This is a genomic window from Kaistella sp. CFF1-2 (assembly GCF_059509915.1).
The window spans coordinates 1,063,328-1,083,335 of sequence record NZ_JCAKLF010000001.1; the positions used below are offsets into that span (position 1 = coordinate 1,063,328).

Below are 20,008 nucleotides of genomic sequence, written 5' to 3' on the forward strand. Positions count from 1 at the left end.
ACAAAAAACACAATGGAAAATAATCAACATCATCCCGATCGTAAGGACTTTCAGATCGACCGCATGATTCTTTTCACCGATGCCGTTTTTGCTATTGCCATTACCCTTTTGGTGATTGATATTAAAGTTCCGGAACTTGCGCTAAAAGCCAATGAACAAGATTTCTGGATGGCGATGTTGACTTTATTGCCCAAATTTGTGGGCTTTATTGTTAGTTTTTTCTTTATCGGTTTGTATTGGTTTTTGCATCATAAATTGTTCGGCTATGTCATTAATTACACCAATAAATTAGTTTGGTTGAACATTATTTTTCTGTTTTCCATTGTTTTAATTCCGTTTTCTACATCCGTTTATAGTGAATTTTCTACGGATGAACACATCCATTTGGTAGGTCCTTACATGGTTTACGTCATCAATATTTGCTTTACAGGAATCATGCAATATCTTTTGTTGAGATACGTGTACGATCCTAGAAATAAAGTTGCGACACATTTACCAGACAAGTACACGCAAATCTCATCGTTGCGAAGAGCCTTAATGATTCCGATTATCTTTTTCATTTCGCTCCTAATAACCTTTATTTGGCCAGAATATGGAAGGGCATTTTTGTTCACGATTCCGTTTTTCACGAGACTATTTCGACCGAAAAAACCAAGCGTACACCATAAAAAAAGAGAGCAAGTTTAATTTGCTCTCTTTTAATTTTATTTGGTTTCTTCTTCTTTATCCACATCCAATTCTAAATTATTCTTTAGATCCGGATTGAGTTTGAAATACTTGTCTTGTTTCTGTTTCAGCTTGATATTCAACAATTCAACCGCTAAACTGAACGCTAAACACGAGTAAATAATATTCTTACTTACATGCTGGTGAATACCTTCTGCAACCAACATAACCCCGATTACTACTAAGAAACTCAAAGCAAGCATCTGCAAACTCGGATATTTGTTGATGATGTTAGAAATTGGTCCTGCAAACGCCATCATCATAGCGATAGACACGATAACCGCGATAATCATTAACACGACATTATCTACTAAACCAACCGCTGTTAGGATTGAATCTAGCGAGAAAACCATGTCCACTAAGATAATTTGGATAATTACAGTGGTCATTAATCCTGAAGCATTTGCTGTAGATTTCGGTTTGTGATGGTCGTCAATCTGCATTTTCGAGTGAATCTCAAACGTTGATTTTCCAATTAAGAAAATACCTCCCATCAATAAAATGATATCCTTCCAACTCAATCCGATTGGAATTTCGGTCCCGGGTTCGTGAATAAATCCGATGGTGAAGACGGCTTCTTTCAAGCCAATAATCCAATTGATCATGAGTAGCAAAACCACTCGGAAAAGCATTGCTAAAATCAACCCGATATTTCGAGCAAATTTTTGCTTTGCAGCTGGTAACTTATTCGAGATAATGGAAATAAAAATAATATTATCCACTCCCAAAACAAGCTCCAAAAAGGTTAAGGTAAGTAAACTCACCCATATCGACGGATTCGAAAAATCCGGCATTTCTAGTGCACTAAAAAAATCCATATTGTTTGTTCAAGTTTGTTTTTTGCATTTAATACCCGAAAATGTCTTCTAGGGTCAATTCTGCAAAAATACCTAAATTTTCGATGGCTTTAGTATCTAGATTCTCTTTTTTTCCTAACAATAGGGTATTAAATTTTAGGGATTGAATGTGAGATTTAAAAAACTCCGTCAATTCATCCAAAGTCAACTTCTGGATTTCTTCATACATCCATTTTCGGTGATCTTCTGTAATACCAAGTTTTCGAAGTTGAAGTGTATTAAAATAGATGTTCGTTCGCTTGATTCGTCCCGCTTCAATCTTCTTTAAAGCCGCCGTTTTTGCACTCTGAAACTGCCCTTCCACTTGCGGGAAGTCATTCAATAAATTTTGAAGCGTCTCAATCGCAATTCCTAATTTATCAGGTTGCGTCCCGATATACGTTTGTACATAATCCGGATGTAAAAGTTCTGTATTTGGCTGATACGAAACATACGCCGAATACGCCAAACTCTTACTCTCACGCATTTCTTGGAAGACGATTGAAGACAATCCTCGACCAAAATACTCGTTAAAAACATTGATTTTTCCTAAGTCACGAACCTCAACATCTTTTCCTTTTGCAACACGCGACATTTCCACTTGCACCATATCGTAATTGGAAAAATAAACTTTGCCACCCGTCTCCGGTTCTGGAAACACTTTTTTTGCTGGATTTTCTAAAGAAATGGGTTCCAATTGTTTTTCTAAATCGTGTTTGATCTCTTCGATCGATTGACCGTAATAGAAAATTTCGTAGTCTAATTTTAAAAGTTTTGCGACTTTCAAAATCAGTTCCGAAGGATTAATTTTCTTTAATTCATCAGCTGGAATAGAATTTCTAAATCTCGAATCGGTTCCGAATTTTGCATAATTCAACAAGCCAGACATGATGCGATTTTTATCCTTTTTCGCGGCATCTCGACTTTCTAAAATGGTTTGAACAAAATCATCGTAAACAACCTGATCCGCTTTTGCATGTCGCAACCATTGTAAAATTAAATCTAAACCTTTTGCAATCTGCGATTTCAACGCCGTAATGCTAATTAAAGTTTGATCTTGAGAACATTTAAAGTCGTATTGAATTCCGAAATGATAAAACGCTTCGCGAAGTTGTTTTGCATCGTATTCCTTCGTCCCTAAAAACTGCAAATATTGTATTCCTAAAATCAATTCACGATCGTGATCGGTTCCCACCGGAATCACCAAATGAAGTTGATTAACTTCATTATACTCATTGGTCACGAAACTTAATTTCCGTTCGCCAACCGCATCCGTTTTGATTTCCTTTTGATAATCGATAAATTCAGGTTTAATACGTTCTGGTTCTTCCGCCAAAAGTTCTTTTAGAAACTCGGATTGAACATCACGATTCAACTGGATAGGTGTAATTCCTGGATTTTCTACGTGAATCAAATTTTCATTTTCGCCACGTTCTTTGTAAACTACAACATAATTCTCTTTGAAAAATGAATTTGAAAAATCAATAATTTCTTGTTTCGTAACACTTGCGTACGCATCCAACTCGTCAACTTCCGTCTTCCAACTGCGTTCTTTGATGAAAACATCATACAAATTGGTTGCTAAACCATCCGCCGTTTCTAGAGCTTTCAAACGTTGAACTTTAAAATCATTCACAATGGCTTCCAAAATCCAATCCGGAAAATTTCCTTTTTTTACTTCGTCAATTTGACTCAACAAAAGCTGAATTCCCGCATCTAAACTTTGCTCTTCCTTTGGAACAATGACCATCGACACGTAACCATATTCCTTGAATCCCATAGCATAGGCTTGCGCATACAATGCTTTTTGCGCTTGGTTGATGTTCAAATCTAACAAACCTGCTTCTCCTTTGTTGCTTAAAATATTGGCAACGATATCCGCCAACATCGACTCTCGAGTTCCGTAACTATCGGTTCGCCATGCGATTTGAACTCTTGGAATTGTTGGACTTTTCACCGTTCTTTTGTGAATTTCCGTAATCGGTTTTTCTTGAATTTTCTCCTTTTTTGGAAGTTCGCGAAAAGCTAATTTCCCAAAATACTGATCGACAAGCTGAATGGTTTTATCAAATTCTAAATCTCCAACCAAAACCAACGCATAATTGTTTGGAACATAAAACGTATCAAAATACTGATGAATTGCCTTCATCGAAGGATTTTTCAGATGTTCTGCTTTTCCTAAGGTCGTTTGCTGACCGTTTGGATGCGTTGGAAATAATAATTCCATCAATTCGTAATTCACCAATCGACCGTCGTTGTCTTGCGCTCGATTAAATTCTTCATAAACCGACTCCAACTCCGTATGGAAAAGACGTAAAACCAAATTCGAAAAACGATCGTGCTCGATTTTAAGCCATTTTTCTAACTCGTTACTTGGAATATTATTTTTGTAAACCGTTTCGTCTAACCACGTATGCGCGTTGGTTCCCGTTGCACCCAACGACGAAATTGCTTTGTCATACTCATTCGCAATCGCCAAGCCACTCGCTTTTTGCGAAACCTCATCAATTTTTTGATAAATTTCACGTTTCAGCTCGGGGTTTTGTTCCTTTTTATGCGCTTCAAAAAGATCAGAAATCTCGTCCAAAAGAATTTTTTCTTGCTCCCAATTTTGAGTTCCTAATTGCCTCGTCCCTTTGAACATCATATGTTCTAAATAATGCGCTAAGCCTGTATTATCCGCAGGATCTGCGTTGGAACCTGTACGAACAGGAATAAAGGTCTGGATTTTCGGAGCATCAAAATTTTGAGCCAAATAAACCGTTAATCCATTTTTCAGTTGATAAATTCGTACCCCATTCGGATCATTTTTTACAGTTTGATAGGTATATCCGTGTGCATCGGTATGTTGAACTTCCTGAGAAGTTGTTTTTTCGTTTAAATTCATTTAAAATAACTTGACACAAATTTACGGAAAAGTCAGCTTCTTTTGTGTTCAAATCAAAAGGTTTACAAAGGATTTGATGATGAATCTATGCCTGTTTTTTCTTCCACTTTTTCTTGCAGCTCTACTTCTGTATCCGTTGTATTTTTTTCGCGATAGACTTTTTCACCAACCAAGCCAGAATCCCCTAAAGCACGACCTTTGATAAGCCAAGCTACTCCAAATAAAACCAAAGAAAGCGCTTCAAAAACCAATGTCGAATGATAAAACCAATCTAATTTCGCCGCAATTGGAATTAAAACGACACAGAAAACGATGCCCCATCCGCAGAATTTGTAAATATGATTTTCATTAAAAACACTTACAGGAATTTTGGAGTTTTTCTCTTGTCCTAACGTAAATACGTTAATCGCTAAAATCGCAAATGACAGAAACAAAACGGCCGCACATCCATAATGCAAATAGCCTATCCATTGCCAATTGTAGGGAATAAAACTCATTAGTTTCACATGATCTCCGATGGGAAAAGTCGGAAAAAGCGCCACTCCAAAAGCCATGAAACCAGCAATATTGGTTAAGGCATTGTCGTTTTTAAAGAACTGCGCATTGCCATATCCTTTATACCGAATCATGAATAACCCCACCGCACAAAGAGTTCCCGTGAAAATTTCACGAAAATTGGTGTAGTAATAATCGCTAATGGAAGGTTGAATTTCTGTTTTAAAAAAAGGAAAAAGCGATAACAAAACTAAAATTATCGGCAAAGAAATCCCTAAATAACCGATCGTTCTGCGGATTCTTCGAAAGGTTAACCGAAACAGATCATTAACATTTGCATCGGGTTTGAGTTGCGTTTTCATGGTTGTATTTTCCAACTAAATTAAGAATAAAAAAAAGACGACTCATTTGGTCGTCTTTATACTTTTTCAAAATTGAGTCTATGCTAACTCATCTACCCATTCTTTGATGGTAACATTGGAAACTAAACCTAGTTTCACAAAAGGATCATTTTTTACAAATTCTTCCGCAGATTCGCGATCGGTAAAAATCCCCATAGCACCTTCTCCTGGAACGGAAAACGGACCAATCCCTAGAATTTTTCCGGCTTTCACAAAACGATCTTCATTCGCTTGGTGCCCTGGAAAAACTTCCATCATTTGCTCCATCGTAACGTTCGGATTGCTTTCGTATAAAACAACTGTTTTCATATTTTTATAATTTGGTGTTCTTTCTTAATGCGCTTCCAACCAATTATCACCAACACCAACTTCCACCAAGAGAGGAACTTTGGTTTCGAAAGCCGATTCCATTTCGGTTTTGATGAGTTTTGATGCGGTTTCTACTTCGTCAATTGGAGATTCAAATAAAAGTTCATCATGCACTTGAAGGAGCATTTTTGTTCTTAAATTTTGAATATCCAATTCGTTATCAATTTTTATCATTGCAATTTTGATGATGTCCGCTGCACTTCCCTGAATTGGCGCGTTTACAGCGTTTCTTTCTGCATGCGCACGAACTACAAAATTATTGGAATTGATGTCTTTCAAATGGCGTTTTCTTCCCAAAATCGTTTCTACATAACCTAATTCACGGGCTTTTTGAACTTGTTCCGCCATGAATTCTTTTAGTTTTGGATAGGTTTCGTAATAGGAATCAATCAATTCTTTCGCTTCTTTTCGCGAAAGTCCGGTTTGATCCGCCAATGCAAAAGCACCTTGACCATAAATAATTCCGAAATTCACCGTTTTGGCTTGACTACGCTGCGTTTTGCTAACCTCTTCAATTGGAATTTTAAACAATTTCGCCGCCGTTGAAGCGTGAATATCTTCCCCATCTTGGAACGCTTTAATCATGTTTTCTTCACCAGAAATTTCAGCTATTAAACGCAATTCAATTTGAGAATAATCGGCAGAAATAATCTTGCTGCCTTTATCCGCCACGAATGCGCCACGAATTTGTTGTCCGCGTAAAGTTCGAATCGGGATATTTTGCAAATTCGGGTTCACAGAAGCCAAACGACCTGTTGCGGCCGTAGTTTGCGAGAAATTGGTATGAACGCGGTTGTCCAATTTTTCAATCTGAGTTGGCAACGCATCCACATACGTTGATTTCAACTTTTGGTAGGTTCTGTATTCTAAAATATATTTAATGATGTCGTGTTTCGCTACTAATTTTTGAAGAACATCTTCAGAAGTCGCGTACTGACCCGTTTTTGTCTTTTTTGCTTTGGGATCGAGTTGCATTTTCTCAAACAAAATTTCACCCAATTGACGAGGCGAATTCATGTTAAACTCTTCACCCGACAGTTCGAAAATCTTTTCTTCAAGATTTTTCAGATCGTTTTCTAGGTCTTTGGATTCTTTATTCAACCAATTTTCATCGAGAGAAACGCCTTCCAATTCCATTTTTGCTAAAACCACCATCAAAGGCATTTCCACTTTGAAAAATAAATCTTCCAAACCCTCTTTTTTCAGTTGAGGAGCAAAAAGTTCGTATAATTGATAGGTTACATCGGCATCTTCCGCGGCGTAATTGGTTTGTGTAACCAAATCGGCATCACGAAATGTTCCTTGATTTTTACCTTTTTTTCCAATAATGGTTTCAATGGAAACAGGTTTGTAATTCAAATAAACTTCTGAAAGATAATCCATTCCGTGTCTTCCATCGGGGTTCAAAAGATAGTGCGCAATCATCGTATCGAAAATCGCTCCCTGAATTTCTACACCGTGAGATTTTAAAACTTTATAATCGAATTTAAGATTATGAGCAATCTTCAACACCGATTCTTTCTCGAAAAATGGTCTGAAAATTTCCAAAGTTGCCGCCGCTTCTTCCTTGTTTTCAGAAATCGGAATATAATACGACAATCCTTTTTTATAGGAGAAACTCATTCCCACCAATTCGGCTTCCATCTCGTTAAGCGACGTGGTTTCGGTATCAAAACAAACCGCTTTTTGAGCCATTAAATTTTCAACTAAAATCTTCTGCGCTTTCGGCGTGTTGATGTATTGATATAAATGATCGTTGTTCTCAATCGTTGATTTGGACGAAGTTGCATGATCTAATTCCTCAAAATTTGCGAATAAATCTAGCTGGATTGGTTGTTGGTTATCGGTTGTCGGTTGTTTGTCGTAGCGGGAAATTTTATTGGGATCAACTTCTTTGTTGTCAGTTGTTGGTTGCTGGTTTTCGGTTGAAAATGCTCTGTAAAGATTTTCATATAACCTACGGAACTCAATTTCCTCAAAAACTTCTTTTACTTTCTCGAAATCCGGAGTTTCAAGATCGTATTGTTCTTGGTGAAATTCGATGGGCGCATCGCAAATAATGGTCGCTAATTTTTTAGATAAAATTCCGCGTTCTGCGCTGGCTTCCACTTTCTCCTTGATTTTTCCTTTCAATTGATCGGTATTCGCCAAAAGATTTTCAATCGAACCATATTCCTTTAAAAATTTCATGGCTGTTTTTTCACCAACCCCTTCCAATCCAGGAATATTATCCACCGCATCGCCCATCATTGCAAGGAAATCGATGACTTGTTTTGGATCGTTGATTTCGTACTTTGCTTTCACTTCATCAACTCCCAAAATTTCAATATCGCCGCCCTTTAATCCAGGTTTATAAATCTTTATTTTATCGGTCACCAACTGCGCAAAATCCTTATCTGGAGTTACCATAAACGTAGTGTAATTCTCCTTTTCGGCTTTGCAAGCGATGGTTCCGATAACGTCATCGGCTTCATAACCTTCAACGCCCAAAATCGGGATATGCATCGCCTCCAAAATTCGATGAATGTATGGAACAGCAATTTTTATTGCTTCGGGAGTTTCACTTCTATTGGCTTTATAATCGGCGAAATCATCTGTACGAACGCTGGCTTTTCCGACATCAAAAACCACGGCTAAATGGCTCGGTTTTTCTCTACGAATCAACTCGATTAACGAGTTTGTAAAACCAAAAATTGCGGATGTATCTAAACCTTTACTTGTTAATCTCGGGTTTCTGATAAGCGCGTAATATCCACGAAAAATCATGGCATAAGCGTCGATAAGAAAGAGGCGTTTGTCCTGTGTTGCGTCCATAAAACAAAGATAGGAAAATTGAATAGTAGTTTTAAGAATTCTCCTAACTTAAAAAAGAACTGATTTTCAAAATATCAAGTTCTCAATTATTTTTTCGTCTTGAGGATTGATTTATGATTATATTTAAATAAAGAAAAAATCAATGACCTCAATTCCTGTTCGATATGGTAAAGAAATTTTGATTTTTATGAATCTAACATTTCTATTTTGCTTTCTGGCAAGCTATGAAAACCCACATAAATGGGGTTTAATTACACTATTACTTACCGTAATATTCGCTAATTATGTGCTTTTAGGAATTAAATATTCCATTGACGATCAGAATCTTTACATCAAAAATAGCATTTTCGGTACTACAACGATTTCCATAAAAGATATTAAATCCATTAAAAAAACGGGAAATATTCTCTCTGCCCCTGCACCAAGCATATTTGGAAGAGTTGCCATCTCATTAACGTTTCATGACACGGTGATTAGTCCACTACATTATGAGGAATTTAAACAAATGCTATTGAGTAGAAACCCTAAAATTGAATTTACAGATTAAAAAGGTTCCTTATCTTTGCCGCTTGAAAAATTAAATGTAAGTATATGGCATTACAAGCTGTACTTTTTGATATGGATGGAGTGATTGTTGACACAGAACCTCTTCATAAAAAAGCCTATTATCAAGTTTTCGAAGATCTTAAAATTGAGGTAACACCTGAACTTTACGAAAGTTTTACAGGTTTTTCAACTCGAAAGGTATGCACCACGTTGAAAAATCATTTTGACCTTCCTCTGGAAGTGGATGAACTTTCAGCACAAAAGCGAAGCTACTTCAAACATTGTTTCGATAACGACACCGAATTTGATTTGCTTCCGGGCGTACGAGAGCTTTTTGAAAGCTACCGTAAAGCCGATATTACTTTGATTCTGGCTTCGTCCGCAGCCATGAATACCATCAATTGGGTTTTGGAAAAATTTGAAATCGGTTTTTATTTTAAAGCCAAAGTGAGTGGCGACGAATTGGCGGAATCCAAGCCAAATCCTGAAATTTTCAATATTGCAGCCCAACTTTCGGGAAAAGACAAATCGGAATGTATGGTTATTGAAGATTCTACTAATGGAATTTTAGCGGCACATCGAGCCGGAATTTTATGTGCTGCGTATCAAAGTTTCCATTCAAAAGGGCAAAATTACGAACTTGCCAATATCGTCGTCGATGATTTACGAAAGTTAAAACCAGAACTTCTAGAAACTTATTTTGTATAAAAATTTAGGTTTTCCATCCAGCGGCGCCTTTGGCGCCGCTGGATGGAAAAGAATTAATACGAGATTCGGCGGCCTTTGGCCGCCGAATCTCGTATTAATATCCTAGTAATTTTAAAACATCACCAGGTGTTTGTTCTTCTCGGAAAACCTCGTACGTGAAGTTTCCTTCTTCATCTTTATCAATTAAAATATGTTTGGGTTGAGGCATCAAACAGTGATGAACTCCACCATAACCACCAATCGTTTCCTGATACGCTCCCGTATGGAAAAAACCAATGTACAAAGGTTTTGTATCATTATACGTTGGCAAATAAATCGCGTTGGTGTGTTGCTCAGAATTATAGTAATCATCAGAATCACACGTTAATCCACCTAAGAAAACTCGCTCGTAAGTATCATCCCAACGATTTAATGGCAACATAATAAAGTGACGGGAAATCGCCCAAGTGTCTGGAAGCGTCGTCATAAAAGACGAATCAATCATATTCCATTTTTCTCGGTCGTTCTGACGTTTTTGCGAAATAATTTTATACAAATGACCTCCACTTTCACCCACGGTAAAACTCCCAAATTCTGTATAGATATTTGGTTCTTCAACCCCTTCCTCTTCGCAGAATTTCTTAATCTGAGAAACGATTTCATTCACCATATATTGGTAATCGTAATCGAAATTTAAAGATGTTTTTATCGGGAAACCACCGCCAATATTCAAAGAATCAATTTCTGGAGCCACCTTTTTCAAACGCGCATAAACTCGAAGACATTTGTATAATTCGTTCCAATAATACGCCGTGTCTTTAATTCCCGTATTAATGAAGAAATGCAACATTTTTAGACGCGCATTCGGATGTTCCGCAATTTTTTGACTGTAATACGGGATAATATCCTTGTATCCAATTCCTAAACGCGAGGTATAAAATTCGAACTTCGGTTCTTCCTCGGAAGCAATACGAATCCCAATATTAAAGGTCGTATCAATACTTTCCGTTAGCTTATCCAATTCGCGATAGTTATCTAAAATTGGGGTAATATTTTCGAATCCTGAATTAATTAAATCCGAAATTTTATTCAAATAATCATCTGTTTTGAAGCCATTACAAATCACTTCAATCGATTTATCAAATTTACCTTCATCATACAAAGCTTTCACAATATCCATATCGTAAGCAGACGACGTTTCCATAGAAATATCGTTTTTCAAGGCTTCATCCAACACAAATTTAAAGTGGCTGGACTTTGTGCAGTAACAATAGCGGTAATTTTTGGTGTATCCTGTTCGTTCAAAAGCTTCTTTAAACCACGCTTTTGCTCTTTGAATATTCATAGAAATCTTAGGAAGATAGTTGAATTTAAGCGGAGTTCCGAACTTTTCTACCACTTCCATCAAAGGAATATCATGAAATTTGAGATTGTTTTCTTCGACGTTGAATTCCTCCGTTGGGAAATACAAAGTTTGGTCGATAAGCTCTGAATATTTAATTTTCATTTCTTAACTAAACGTTTGTGGGTTGATAAATACATCAAATTTTGGAGATGCAAATTTGGTGAAAAAGTTTTAATATTTTATGTAAAATTTAAATAATGTAACACAAACACCCATTCAACATAAAATCAAACAATTACAACAACTATAAGCCTAAAAAAAGCAAAAGATTTCCATCTTCAAAATCGATTTCTAAATGCTCGCCTACTGCTATATTTCGGGTTCCTATACGTTTGGTTTGATCTAGATCTTCACCATTCAAAGGCCAATTCAATCCTTTCGTAGTCACATTTTTTGCAAACGGAAAAGGATATAAAGAAACCAATTGTCCGTCCGAAACTTTAGTTTTAAAAGATTTCGGAATAAAAAAATAGGTTGAAAATTCATCAAAAAAATGAATTTCCAACTGTTCTTTGAAGAAACTCGCAACGGTAAGATTTCCTAGAAAATGATCCATTTCGCCACCACTTCCGCCGTACACATCCACATCAGAAACTCCTTGTTCCAAAAGTAGTTCTAAGGCTTTTTGAAAATCCGTTTTATCTTGATCGGGAGTGAAAATAAATTTATCCTGATAAACTCCAGAATCTTCACCCGAATGCGAATCAAAATCACCGGAAATAAAATCCAATTGATCTAAAGGGAAATCAAGTTCTTTCAAATAATGAAAAGCACCATCCGTACACGCAATCACATTAAAACCAGCCAAGGAAGGAAGTTTTTTGGGCGGCTCTCCATTTATAAACAACAATGCTTTCATCAAGTCTAGATCAAATAATTAGGCTCTATCACGAGGATTCCAATATTCTTCGGGTTCATTTTGAGTTTTCGACACATAACGCGCCAACACAAAAAGATAATCGGAAAGACGGTTGAGATATTTAATCAACTCAGGACGAACCTCTTCGATTTCGTTTAATTCGACCATGGAACGCTCGGCACGACGACAAACCGTTCTCGCCACATGCAATGCTGTAGCTGCTTTGCCTCCTCCAGGAAGAATAAAATATTGCAAAGGTTCCAAATGCTCTTCAAAAGCGTCCATCCAATGTTCTAATTCTTCGATTTCCGTTTCTGATATAATCAAAGGTAACCGAGGTTTCCCATTTGCCAACATCAATTTATCTAGTGGTGTAGCCGATTCTGAACCAACAGTAAACAAATCAAACTGGATTTTTTTTAATTGCTCAATGACTTGTTCATCTTCAATTTGACATTTAGCCACTCCAATAAAGGAATTCAACTCATCAATCGTTCCGTAAGAAACCACTCGTGCATTGGCTTTTGAAACCCTCGTCCCGCCGTAAAGCGCTGTATCTCCTTTGTCTCCTGTTTTCGTGTAAATTTTCATAAGCAAAATTTGAATGCTAAAAATACTAAATATGATTTGCAACAACGAAAAAAAGACTTGATTTCTCAAGTCTTTTCTATTATGGAACCCATTTTTTGGATTTCTTAAAATAGCGAATGGTTAAATAATAAACTCCAAAAACCACGACTGCAGCAACAGCAAGTATATTTCGGAGCTGCGTATCGCCATTTGTAAGTTGCGGATACTTAAACAGTAAAATCAACGCAATACCTGTTAACCAAATGAATTGCGTGTTATATTCTTTAATAAGCCAACGTTTCCACTTAAACTCCATTGAGCCAAAAGTCTTTCCGATTCCCGCTAAATTAGGAATCCAGCGATGAACTTTTCGTGTATATTCATCAAACTGAGCACCGAATTTACCTCGTAAAAAATTCTCTTCGGCTAAAACAATACATTGATAAATAAAAAGGAAAAGCGGCATGACAATAAATGTGTAGATTAATGAATTAGCCATAATTCCCACACCTAAGAGCATCAAGATATTGCCAACATATAAAGGATTACGAACATGTGTAAATATCCCTTCAGTAACCAGACCATCTGCATAAACCTTCTTTCCTAAACCACCACGAACGATGTACGCAAGACCAATCGTTCCACCACGAATTAACTGCCCCGTAACTGTGATTAGTAATCCTAAAATTATAGGAAACCAATAGTATTTTTCACCATAAAATCGCTCAGGAAATAAGTCAGGTGAAGGAATAAACAATAATAAATACAAAAAAATGAACAGGAAATTCCTGTACTTGAAGAAAAAATTACCAATCTCTATCATAGTTTACGCGCAATTATACCAGTGAAATTATACCATTTGAAAAACACTTCGACTTCTTGGAAACCAGCTTCCTTAAGCATATTGACATTTTCGCTGGTTTTATAAGGGATGAGAACATTTTCTAACGCTTCTCGTTTTTGAGAAATCTCAAGTTCGCTGTAGTTGTTTCTTCTTTTGAAATCGTAATAGAAGTCAATAAAGTCTCGATTTAAGGATTTTTCTTCCGTAAGTATCTTTTCAAAAAGAATGAATGCCGAACCTGGAACCATGCCTTCATAAATTTTCTTTACAATATCTAAACGATAAAGTGGTCTGATAAATTGAAGAACCAAAACCATAGAGACGACTGATGCATTGTGTACAGGAACCGTTTTCGTCAAATCAGCAACTTCCAATTTAATTTCTCGATTAAGATGAAAACTGTTGAGTTTTTCTTGACATTTATCGATCATTTCCTGGGAATCATCAATCCCAACAAACGTAATTCCTCCTGGAACCAATTTGTCCATTAACAACATGGTGGTTCCTGTAGAACATCCCAAATCATAAATCGATGTTTCTGGTTGCGCATATTTGGCTGCGAGCTCGCTGGTCATCCTTTGCATTTCCTGATAAAAAGGAACCGAACGACTCACCATGTCATCAAAAACGCCCGCCACTTTTTCATTAAATTGAAAATCAAATTGAATTTTCTGTTTTTCGCTAAAAACCTTGTCAGAATGGCTGTCGTCTAGCATATTATTTTTTTTTCAAAAATAAACTAAAATCTAGTATCTAAACTATTTTTCTTTCGATTTGAATAAATTTTTAACAAACTTTTTCCACCAACCTTAAGGAAGTGTTAAAAAACAAGGACAAAAAACAGTTTTTCTACAATACAAAGCTTTATTCCGAATCCTTGTACGTGTGAATGAGTTTATCCAAATTGAGACTTCGAGCTGATGCATCAAAAATCTCTCGATACGTTCCATCCATCTGAACCAATTCGTCATGCGTACCGCTTTCTACAACGCGTCCTTTTTTCATCACATAAATACGATCGGAATCCAAGATCTGAGAAAGCGAATGCGAAATAATCACCACCGTTCTTCCTGCTTTGATAGCATCCAACGAATTTTTGATTTGCTCGGTTGCAATCGCATCCAAACTCGCGGTAGGTTCGTCTAGGAAAATAATTGGTGGATTTTTCAAAAACAAACGCGCAATCGCAATTCGCTGTTGTTGGCCTCCCGAAAGTTGCGTTGCATCGTGCTGATAGCCTTCGTTGAGCTCTAATATTTGATCATGCAAATAGGCTTTTCGAGCCGCTTCCTGAACTTCTTCAAAACTAGCATCCATTTTTCCGTATCGAATATTATCTTCAATACTCCCTTTAAAAATGTGATTTTTCTGTAAAACCAAACCAATTTTATCTCTCAAAAACGTATTATCGTAGTCATTAAGATTGGTTTTATCTAAGAAAATAGCGCCATTGGTTGGGAGGTAAAATTTACACAACAAGTTAATCACCGTTGATTTCCCGGCGCCACTTAATCCAACCAAAGCGGTGGTTTTCCCCGACTCAATAACCATATTTACGTCATGCAAAGCCTGAACTCCATTAGGATACGTGAAATTAACATTTTGTAATTCAAATTCCCCTTGAATTTTATTTTCCGTAAACGTTCCGTTGGGTTCTTTTTCGCCATCCGCGTTTAAAATATCAAAATAACCTTCGGCATAAATCATCGCATCATTCATATCATCATAAATCCGATGAAGCTGACGAATAGGCGCCGAAACGTTGTTAAACAACATCACGTGCAACATGATCGCACCAATGGTCATTTGTTGATTTAACACCAAATAAACTGTCAAAAGAATGATTAAAACAACACCAATTTGCTCAATAAACGATTTGAATCCGTCGTAAATAAAATTGGTTCTTCGCGTGTACAATTGGCTTTCCATTAAGTCCATCTGCAAATCGTACTGCTTTTTGCCCTCAAATTTTTCTTGAGTAAAACTTTTGATCACCATGATGGAATTAATCAAATTCAAAAGTCCCGATGTTTTTTGCTCACGTTGATTACGCAATTGCCGTCTAACACCCGAAAGTTTACTGGCTTGCAATGAACTCACATAGAAATAAATGGGAACTACAATCGTAGAAACCAAACCTACATATACATTTTGCATATACATCACCACCAAAGCAATAATCGCTGTAGAAAACAACGGTAAAATATCAATAAAGAAATTCTGAACCAATCGCGTTAAACTTTCGATTCCACGATCGATTCGTGTTTGCAATTTCCCCGAATCGTGTTCTTCATCGGTAAAATACGAAACTCGATAGGTAAGGATTTTATCAATCGCATTCTGAGCCAAAACCGAACTTACATTAATTCGAATTTTTTCGCCATAAAATTTTTGACCGAAATTGATAAAAATATTAGCCACTTCTTTCACCAATAAAATCACGGTAATAACCACCAATACATGAATTCCTTCGACCATAGGATCGGGAAGATGGGTAAGATTGGTTACCTCATCAACGGTATATTTTAAAACAATCGGGTTAACTTGGGCTGATAAAGCGCCTAATAATGTGAGAAACAGCGTCCCGTAAATCATTTTACGATACGGTTTTATGAACGGAACTAATTGCTTATAAATCCCCCATAAAGTTACTGTTCGTCGGAAAGGTTTGCTCATGAATGACGTGTTGACTTACACAAAGATAAGCAACTCTGTGAGCAAGAAATTCATTTAATAATCGGAAAATTTTACAAAATGAGCATTAATCTTCAAAGAAATACGAAGCTTGATACGCCAATTCTGGACGAGAAAACGCCTTTCCTTCTGCTTCTGCTTGATCTTCGCTGTATGAAAAATTGATTTCTTTTTTCTGAAACAAGAACGATGAAAACTGATTTTTATCCAGAACTGAATTAAAAATCGTTTCAATATCCGAGTTCGCTAAAGACGCAAAACTAATATCTTCGAAACCGTAGAACAATCTCAAATTATCGGCTTCGCTGAAATTAACATCCACAAAATTTTGAAACTGCTGTTTGGTATCAAAATTACCTGCCCAAATATTGTAAACGTATTGTTTTTTATTGGCTTTATTGAGAATATCCTGATACACGAAGTTTTCTCCTAAATACGCTTCTCGAACCTGAGGATCGTTCGCCAAATCTGCTGGCAAACCTTCCTTTAAAATTCGACCTTCGAACATAATATAGGTTTTATGCGTGATAGCTAAGGTTTGTTGAACATTGTGGTCGGTAATTAAAATCCCGATGTTTTTATCCACCAAACTTCGAACGATCTTCTGAATATCCTCCACCGCAATTGGGTCAACTCCAGCAAAAGGCTCATCCAAAAGAATAAAATTAGGACTAGTTGCCAGACAACGCGCGATTTCCGTTCTTCGTCTTTCCCCTCCAGAAAGTAAATCTCCACGGTTTTTACGAACATGTTGAAGCGAAAACTCTTCAATCAATTCGTCACATTTTAATTTCTGCTCTCGTTTTGAAAGTTTAGTAAGCTGAAGAACACCCATTAGGTTATCCTCCACACTTAGCTTTCTAAAAACGGAAGCTTCTTGCGCCAGATAACCAATACCCTGCTGCGCACGGCGATACATGGCATCGGTTGTAATATTTTTGTTATCTAAAAAGATATTTCCCGAAGTAGGCTTCACCAAACCAACCGTCATGTAGAAAGTCGTGGTTTTCCCCGCCCCGTTTGGACCAAGCAAACCAACAATTTCTCCTTGTGACACTTCTACAGAAACTCCTTTTACTACTTTTTTGGGTCCGTATTCTTTAACTAAATTTTCTCCGCGCAAGATCATAGGCGCAAAGATAAATATTTTTGAGCCAAATAAAATAAATCTCGAAATTCAAAAAAACTTTCTGTATTTTTGAGAACAATCTAAAAAAAAGACTATGGAAAATTATGGCTACACTGACGGCAGCCAGCCACCTGCACCTTACAGATCTGAAAAAAAATTACCAGCTGGATTACTAGCGATTCTTTTGGGATCTTTAGGAATTCACAAATTTTATATGGGGTACAATAAAGAAGGAATTATCTTGCTTCTTTCAACAATTATTATCATTCCGTTACTAACGATTTTCACTTGTGGAATCGGAAGCTTCTTGTATCCAGTCGTATTTGTCATCCCAATCATTGAAGGAATTATTTACCTTACGATGAGTGATGAACAATTTGACAACACCTACATCAAGAATCAAAAACCTTGGTTTTAAAATACAAAAGGAGGCTTTCGCCTCCTTTTTTTAGTTTATATCCTGCCGAATTTACGAAGTCAATAAAATGGCAGCTTCTTTAGCAGCATAGGTGAAAATCATATCTGCACCCGCACGTTTTATACACGTTAAGCTTTCTAAAATCGCTTTATCGTTATCCAACCAACCATTTTGAGCCGCCGCTTTCAACATCGCATATTCTCCACTTACATTATACACTGCAATTGGTAAATCGATCATCGAGCGAACTTTTGCTACAATATCCAAATAGGGCAAACCTGGTTTAATCATAATGATGTCAGCACCTTCATCCACATCTTTCTGAACTTCATCTAAGGCTTCTCTTGAATTATGGAAATCCATTTGATAGGTTTTTTTATCCGTTGGAATTTCAACATCTTCTTTTGGAGCTGAATCTAAAGCACTTCTGAAAGGTCCGTAAAACGAACTTGCATATTTTGCAGCGTAGGAAAGAATTCCGACATTGGTATGTCCACTTTCTTCCAAAGCTTCACGAATTACAGAGACACGAGCATCCATCATATCACTAGGCGCGACAACATCAGCACCTGCATCAGCGTGAGAAACTGCCATTTTGGCTAAGGCTTCGTTTGTTGCGTCATTATCGATTTTTCCTGCATTGATAATTCCATCATGTCCGTAAATTGAATACGGATCTAACGCAACATCAGGCATTACAATCATTTCTGGAACGGCATCTTTAATAGCCTTAATCGTTTGTTGCATCAATCCGTTTGGATTCCACGCTTCTTTACCCGTATTATCTTTAACATCATCTGAAACTTTCATGTACAGATTCACCGCTTTAATTCCTAAAGAATACAATTCTTTACATTCTTGAACAGTAAGATCGATACTTCTTCTAAAAATTCCGGGCATCGAATCGATAGCCTCTTTTTTTCCTTGCCCCTCCATAACGAAAATAGGCATGACAAAATCATTGGTTGTAAGTACGGTTTCACGTACCAAACTTCGAATAGACTCGTTGGTTCTTAATCTTCGATTTCTTGAAAATATAATCATTTTTGGAATACTATTTGATTAAAAAATTATACTGCAAAGGTAAACATTCCTTAGGGGAGAAAGCCGTTGTATATTAATTTGATTTTTAATACATTTGTAAAACTCGAGGTGAAAACCTTTTTGTGTATGAAGAAACTTTTACTATCTCTATTTTTCGTCGGATTATTTTCAGTAGCTGCACAAGCGCAGACAAGCCAGAGAGAACCGATTTCCGCCAGTCAAAAGAATGACGATGGCGTTTTGGTGGCGTACCCAAATCCAGCACGAGATGTTTTGGTTTTGAAGTCAAAAGATGCTAATCTTAAAATAAAATCCGTTACTTTTTATTCCATTTTGGGAGTTCAAGTAGCGGCTTACAATGTAAATTCGGGTTCTTCGGAAATTAGATTAGATCAATTAAAATCAGGAAAATATTTATTGCGATACACGTTGAGTGACAACACCCAGAAAGTAACGCAAATCATCAAACAATAAAACATAAAAAAACTCTGAATTTCTTCAGAGTTTTTTTATTTGATTTTTCTTTTCTTCTAATATTCTGCTTTTCCTTCTTCATCAGACTTTCCTGCCAATGCTTTTGCAGAAGAGGTTCCAATTCGTTGAACACCCATTGCAATCATATCCAAAGCTTCTTGGTGTGTACGGACTCCACCCGCAGCTTTTACAGGATGCTTTCCAGCATTTTCTAGCATAATTTTAATTCCTTCCGGTGTTGCTCCATTCGGCTTTCCACCTTCCGTTTGATAAAAACCAGTAGATGATTTAATGAAAATTTGATCTTCTTGACCTTGAAAATTTTCAGCAGACCATTCTACGATGCTTTTCGTAACCTCAGCGATTTGATCATCAGTAAGTGCTGCAATTTCAATAATCCACTTCACTAATTTCTGATTATCCAAACCAAGTTTTGTACAAGCAACAAACTCGTCTTTCACTTTCTGGATTTCTCCTGATTTGAAAGCTTCGTAGTTCAAAACATAATCCAATTCATCAACTCCGTCTTCAACTGCCTTTTTTGCTTCTTCAAGTTTATGTTCTGTAGAATATGTTCCTTCATGAAAGCCAATAACCGTTCCTACCAAAACATCCGCATTTTTTTCTTTGATGTACTGCGAAATCCTTTTCACATACTCTGGACGAATCATCACTAATATAAAATGATTAGCTATCGCTTCGTCTGTTACTTCTAAAACCTTTTGGAAGGTTTCTTTTTCACTTAAACCAGATTGTGCAGGTGTTTTTAAATAGGTGGAATCTAAATAGTTTTCTATTGGCAACATGCTT

General features: G+C 36.7%; 18 protein-coding genes and 1 pseudogene. 5 read left to right on the forward strand and 14 right to left on the reverse strand.

Annotated elements, in window-relative coordinates; translation table 11 throughout:
* The first annotated feature begins 12 nt into the window (after positions 1 to 12).
* Entirely contained in the window at positions 13 to 687 is a 675-nt protein-coding gene (locus AC5XHR_RS04895; protein WP_495949652.1) for a TMEM175 family protein, read from the forward strand.
* Positions 688 to 704: 17 nt separating this feature from the next.
* Here the strand turns inward: AC5XHR_RS04895 and AC5XHR_RS04900 are convergent, their stop codons facing one another.
* From AC5XHR_RS04900 to polA, 5 genes are all read right to left on the reverse strand, one after another.
* A complete protein-coding gene (locus tag AC5XHR_RS04900) occupies positions 705 to 1,544 on the reverse strand; it encodes a TerC family protein (RefSeq protein WP_495949653.1) in 840 nt (279 codons plus the stop codon).
* A 28-nt stretch (positions 1,545 to 1,572) separates the two neighbouring features.
* Complete coding sequence (locus tag AC5XHR_RS04905) at positions 1,573 to 4,449, reverse strand: M16 family metallopeptidase (RefSeq protein WP_495949654.1); 2,877 nt, start codon at positions 4,447 to 4,449, stop codon at positions 1,573 to 1,575.
* Positions 4,450 to 4,511: 62 nt separating this feature from the next.
* Positions 4,512 to 5,306, reverse strand: a complete 795-nt coding sequence (locus AC5XHR_RS04910; RefSeq protein ID WP_495949655.1) for a hypothetical protein — start codon at positions 5,304 to 5,306, stop codon at positions 4,512 to 4,514.
* 78 nt (positions 5,307 to 5,384) lie between these two features.
* Positions 5,385 to 5,654: a YciI family protein gene (locus AC5XHR_RS04915; RefSeq protein ID WP_495949656.1), complete on the reverse strand. Its 270-nt coding sequence runs from the start codon at positions 5,652 to 5,654 to the stop codon at positions 5,385 to 5,387.
* Between the two features lie 24 nt (positions 5,655 to 5,678).
* The gene (polA, locus tag AC5XHR_RS04920; RefSeq protein ID WP_495949657.1) at positions 5,679 to 8,528 is read right to left on the reverse strand and encodes a DNA polymerase I; all 2,850 of its coding nucleotides are present in this window, start codon (positions 8,526 to 8,528) and stop codon (positions 5,679 to 5,681) included.
* A 142-nt stretch (positions 8,529 to 8,670) separates the two neighbouring features.
* Between polA and AC5XHR_RS04925 the strand changes: the two genes are divergently transcribed.
* Both AC5XHR_RS04925 and AC5XHR_RS04930 read left to right on the forward strand, forming a co-directional pair.
* Positions 8,671 to 9,075, forward strand: a complete 405-nt coding sequence (locus tag AC5XHR_RS04925) for a PH domain-containing protein (RefSeq protein WP_495949658.1) — start codon at positions 8,671 to 8,673, stop codon at positions 9,073 to 9,075.
* 44 nt (positions 9,076 to 9,119) lie between these two features.
* Complete coding sequence (locus AC5XHR_RS04930) at positions 9,120 to 9,782, forward strand: HAD family hydrolase (protein WP_495949659.1); 663 nt, start codon at positions 9,120 to 9,122, stop codon at positions 9,780 to 9,782.
* A gap of 94 nt (positions 9,783 to 9,876) precedes the next feature.
* Here AC5XHR_RS04930 and AC5XHR_RS04935 read toward each other — a convergent pair whose 3' ends face one another.
* The 7 genes and pseudogenes from AC5XHR_RS04935 to lptB form a co-directional block, all read right to left on the reverse strand.
* Entirely contained in the window at positions 9,877 to 11,268 is a 1,392-nt protein-coding gene (locus tag AC5XHR_RS04935; RefSeq protein ID WP_495949660.1) for a type III PLP-dependent enzyme domain-containing protein, read from the reverse strand.
* Between the two features lie 142 nt (positions 11,269 to 11,410).
* Positions 11,411 to 12,025, reverse strand: a complete 615-nt coding sequence (locus tag AC5XHR_RS04940; protein ID WP_495949661.1) for a thiamine diphosphokinase — start codon at positions 12,023 to 12,025, stop codon at positions 11,411 to 11,413.
* Positions 12,026 to 12,043: 18 nt separating this feature from the next.
* Positions 12,044 to 12,616, reverse strand: a complete 573-nt coding sequence (locus AC5XHR_RS04945) for a cob(I)yrinic acid a,c-diamide adenosyltransferase (protein WP_495949662.1) — start codon at positions 12,614 to 12,616, stop codon at positions 12,044 to 12,046.
* A 79-nt stretch (positions 12,617 to 12,695) separates the two neighbouring features.
* Positions 12,696 to 13,364 (reverse strand): methyltransferase family protein, encoded by a 669-nt coding sequence (locus AC5XHR_RS04950; RefSeq protein ID WP_495949663.1) that lies wholly within the window; start codon positions 13,362 to 13,364, stop codon positions 12,696 to 12,698.
* A 50-nt stretch (positions 13,365 to 13,414) separates the two neighbouring features.
* Complete coding sequence (gene cmoA / locus AC5XHR_RS04955) at positions 13,415 to 14,155, reverse strand: carboxy-S-adenosyl-L-methionine synthase CmoA (protein WP_495949664.1); 741 nt, start codon at positions 14,153 to 14,155, stop codon at positions 13,415 to 13,417.
* A gap of 148 nt (positions 14,156 to 14,303) precedes the next feature.
* Entirely contained in the window at positions 14,304 to 16,034 is a 1,731-nt protein-coding gene (locus tag AC5XHR_RS04960; protein ID WP_495949716.1) for an ABC transporter ATP-binding protein, read from the reverse strand.
* A 502-nt stretch (positions 16,035 to 16,536) separates the two neighbouring features.
* Positions 16,537 to 17,262: pseudogene (gene lptB, locus AC5XHR_RS04965) on the reverse strand (LPS export ABC transporter ATP-binding protein); the annotation flags it as partial.
* 94 nt (positions 17,263 to 17,356) lie between these two features.
* Between lptB and AC5XHR_RS04970 the strand changes: the two are divergent.
* On the forward strand, positions 17,357 to 17,680 hold the full coding sequence (locus tag AC5XHR_RS04970; protein ID WP_495949665.1) for a TM2 domain-containing protein: 324 nt from the start codon (positions 17,357 to 17,359) through the stop codon (positions 17,678 to 17,680).
* A 51-nt stretch (positions 17,681 to 17,731) separates the two neighbouring features.
* Here AC5XHR_RS04970 and hemB read toward each other — a convergent pair whose 3' ends face one another.
* Positions 17,732 to 18,724, reverse strand: coding sequence for a porphobilinogen synthase (gene hemB, locus AC5XHR_RS04975; protein ID WP_495949666.1), 993 nt, complete (start codon positions 18,722 to 18,724; stop codon positions 17,732 to 17,734).
* A 126-nt stretch (positions 18,725 to 18,850) separates the two neighbouring features.
* Here hemB and AC5XHR_RS04980 point away from each other — a divergent pair, with 126 nt between their 5' ends.
* Positions 18,851 to 19,198 carry a T9SS type A sorting domain-containing protein gene (locus AC5XHR_RS04980; protein ID WP_495949667.1) on the forward strand — a complete coding sequence of 116 codons (348 nt, stop codon included), beginning with the start codon at positions 18,851 to 18,853 and terminating at the stop codon, positions 19,196 to 19,198.
* Positions 19,199 to 19,254: 56 nt separating this feature from the next.
* Here the strand turns inward: AC5XHR_RS04980 and deoC are convergent, their stop codons facing one another.
* Positions 19,255 to 20,004 carry a deoxyribose-phosphate aldolase gene (gene deoC, locus AC5XHR_RS04985; RefSeq protein ID WP_495949668.1) on the reverse strand — a complete coding sequence of 250 codons (750 nt, stop codon included), beginning with the start codon at positions 20,002 to 20,004 and terminating at the stop codon, positions 19,255 to 19,257.
* Positions 20,005 to 20,008 lie beyond the last annotated feature (4 nt).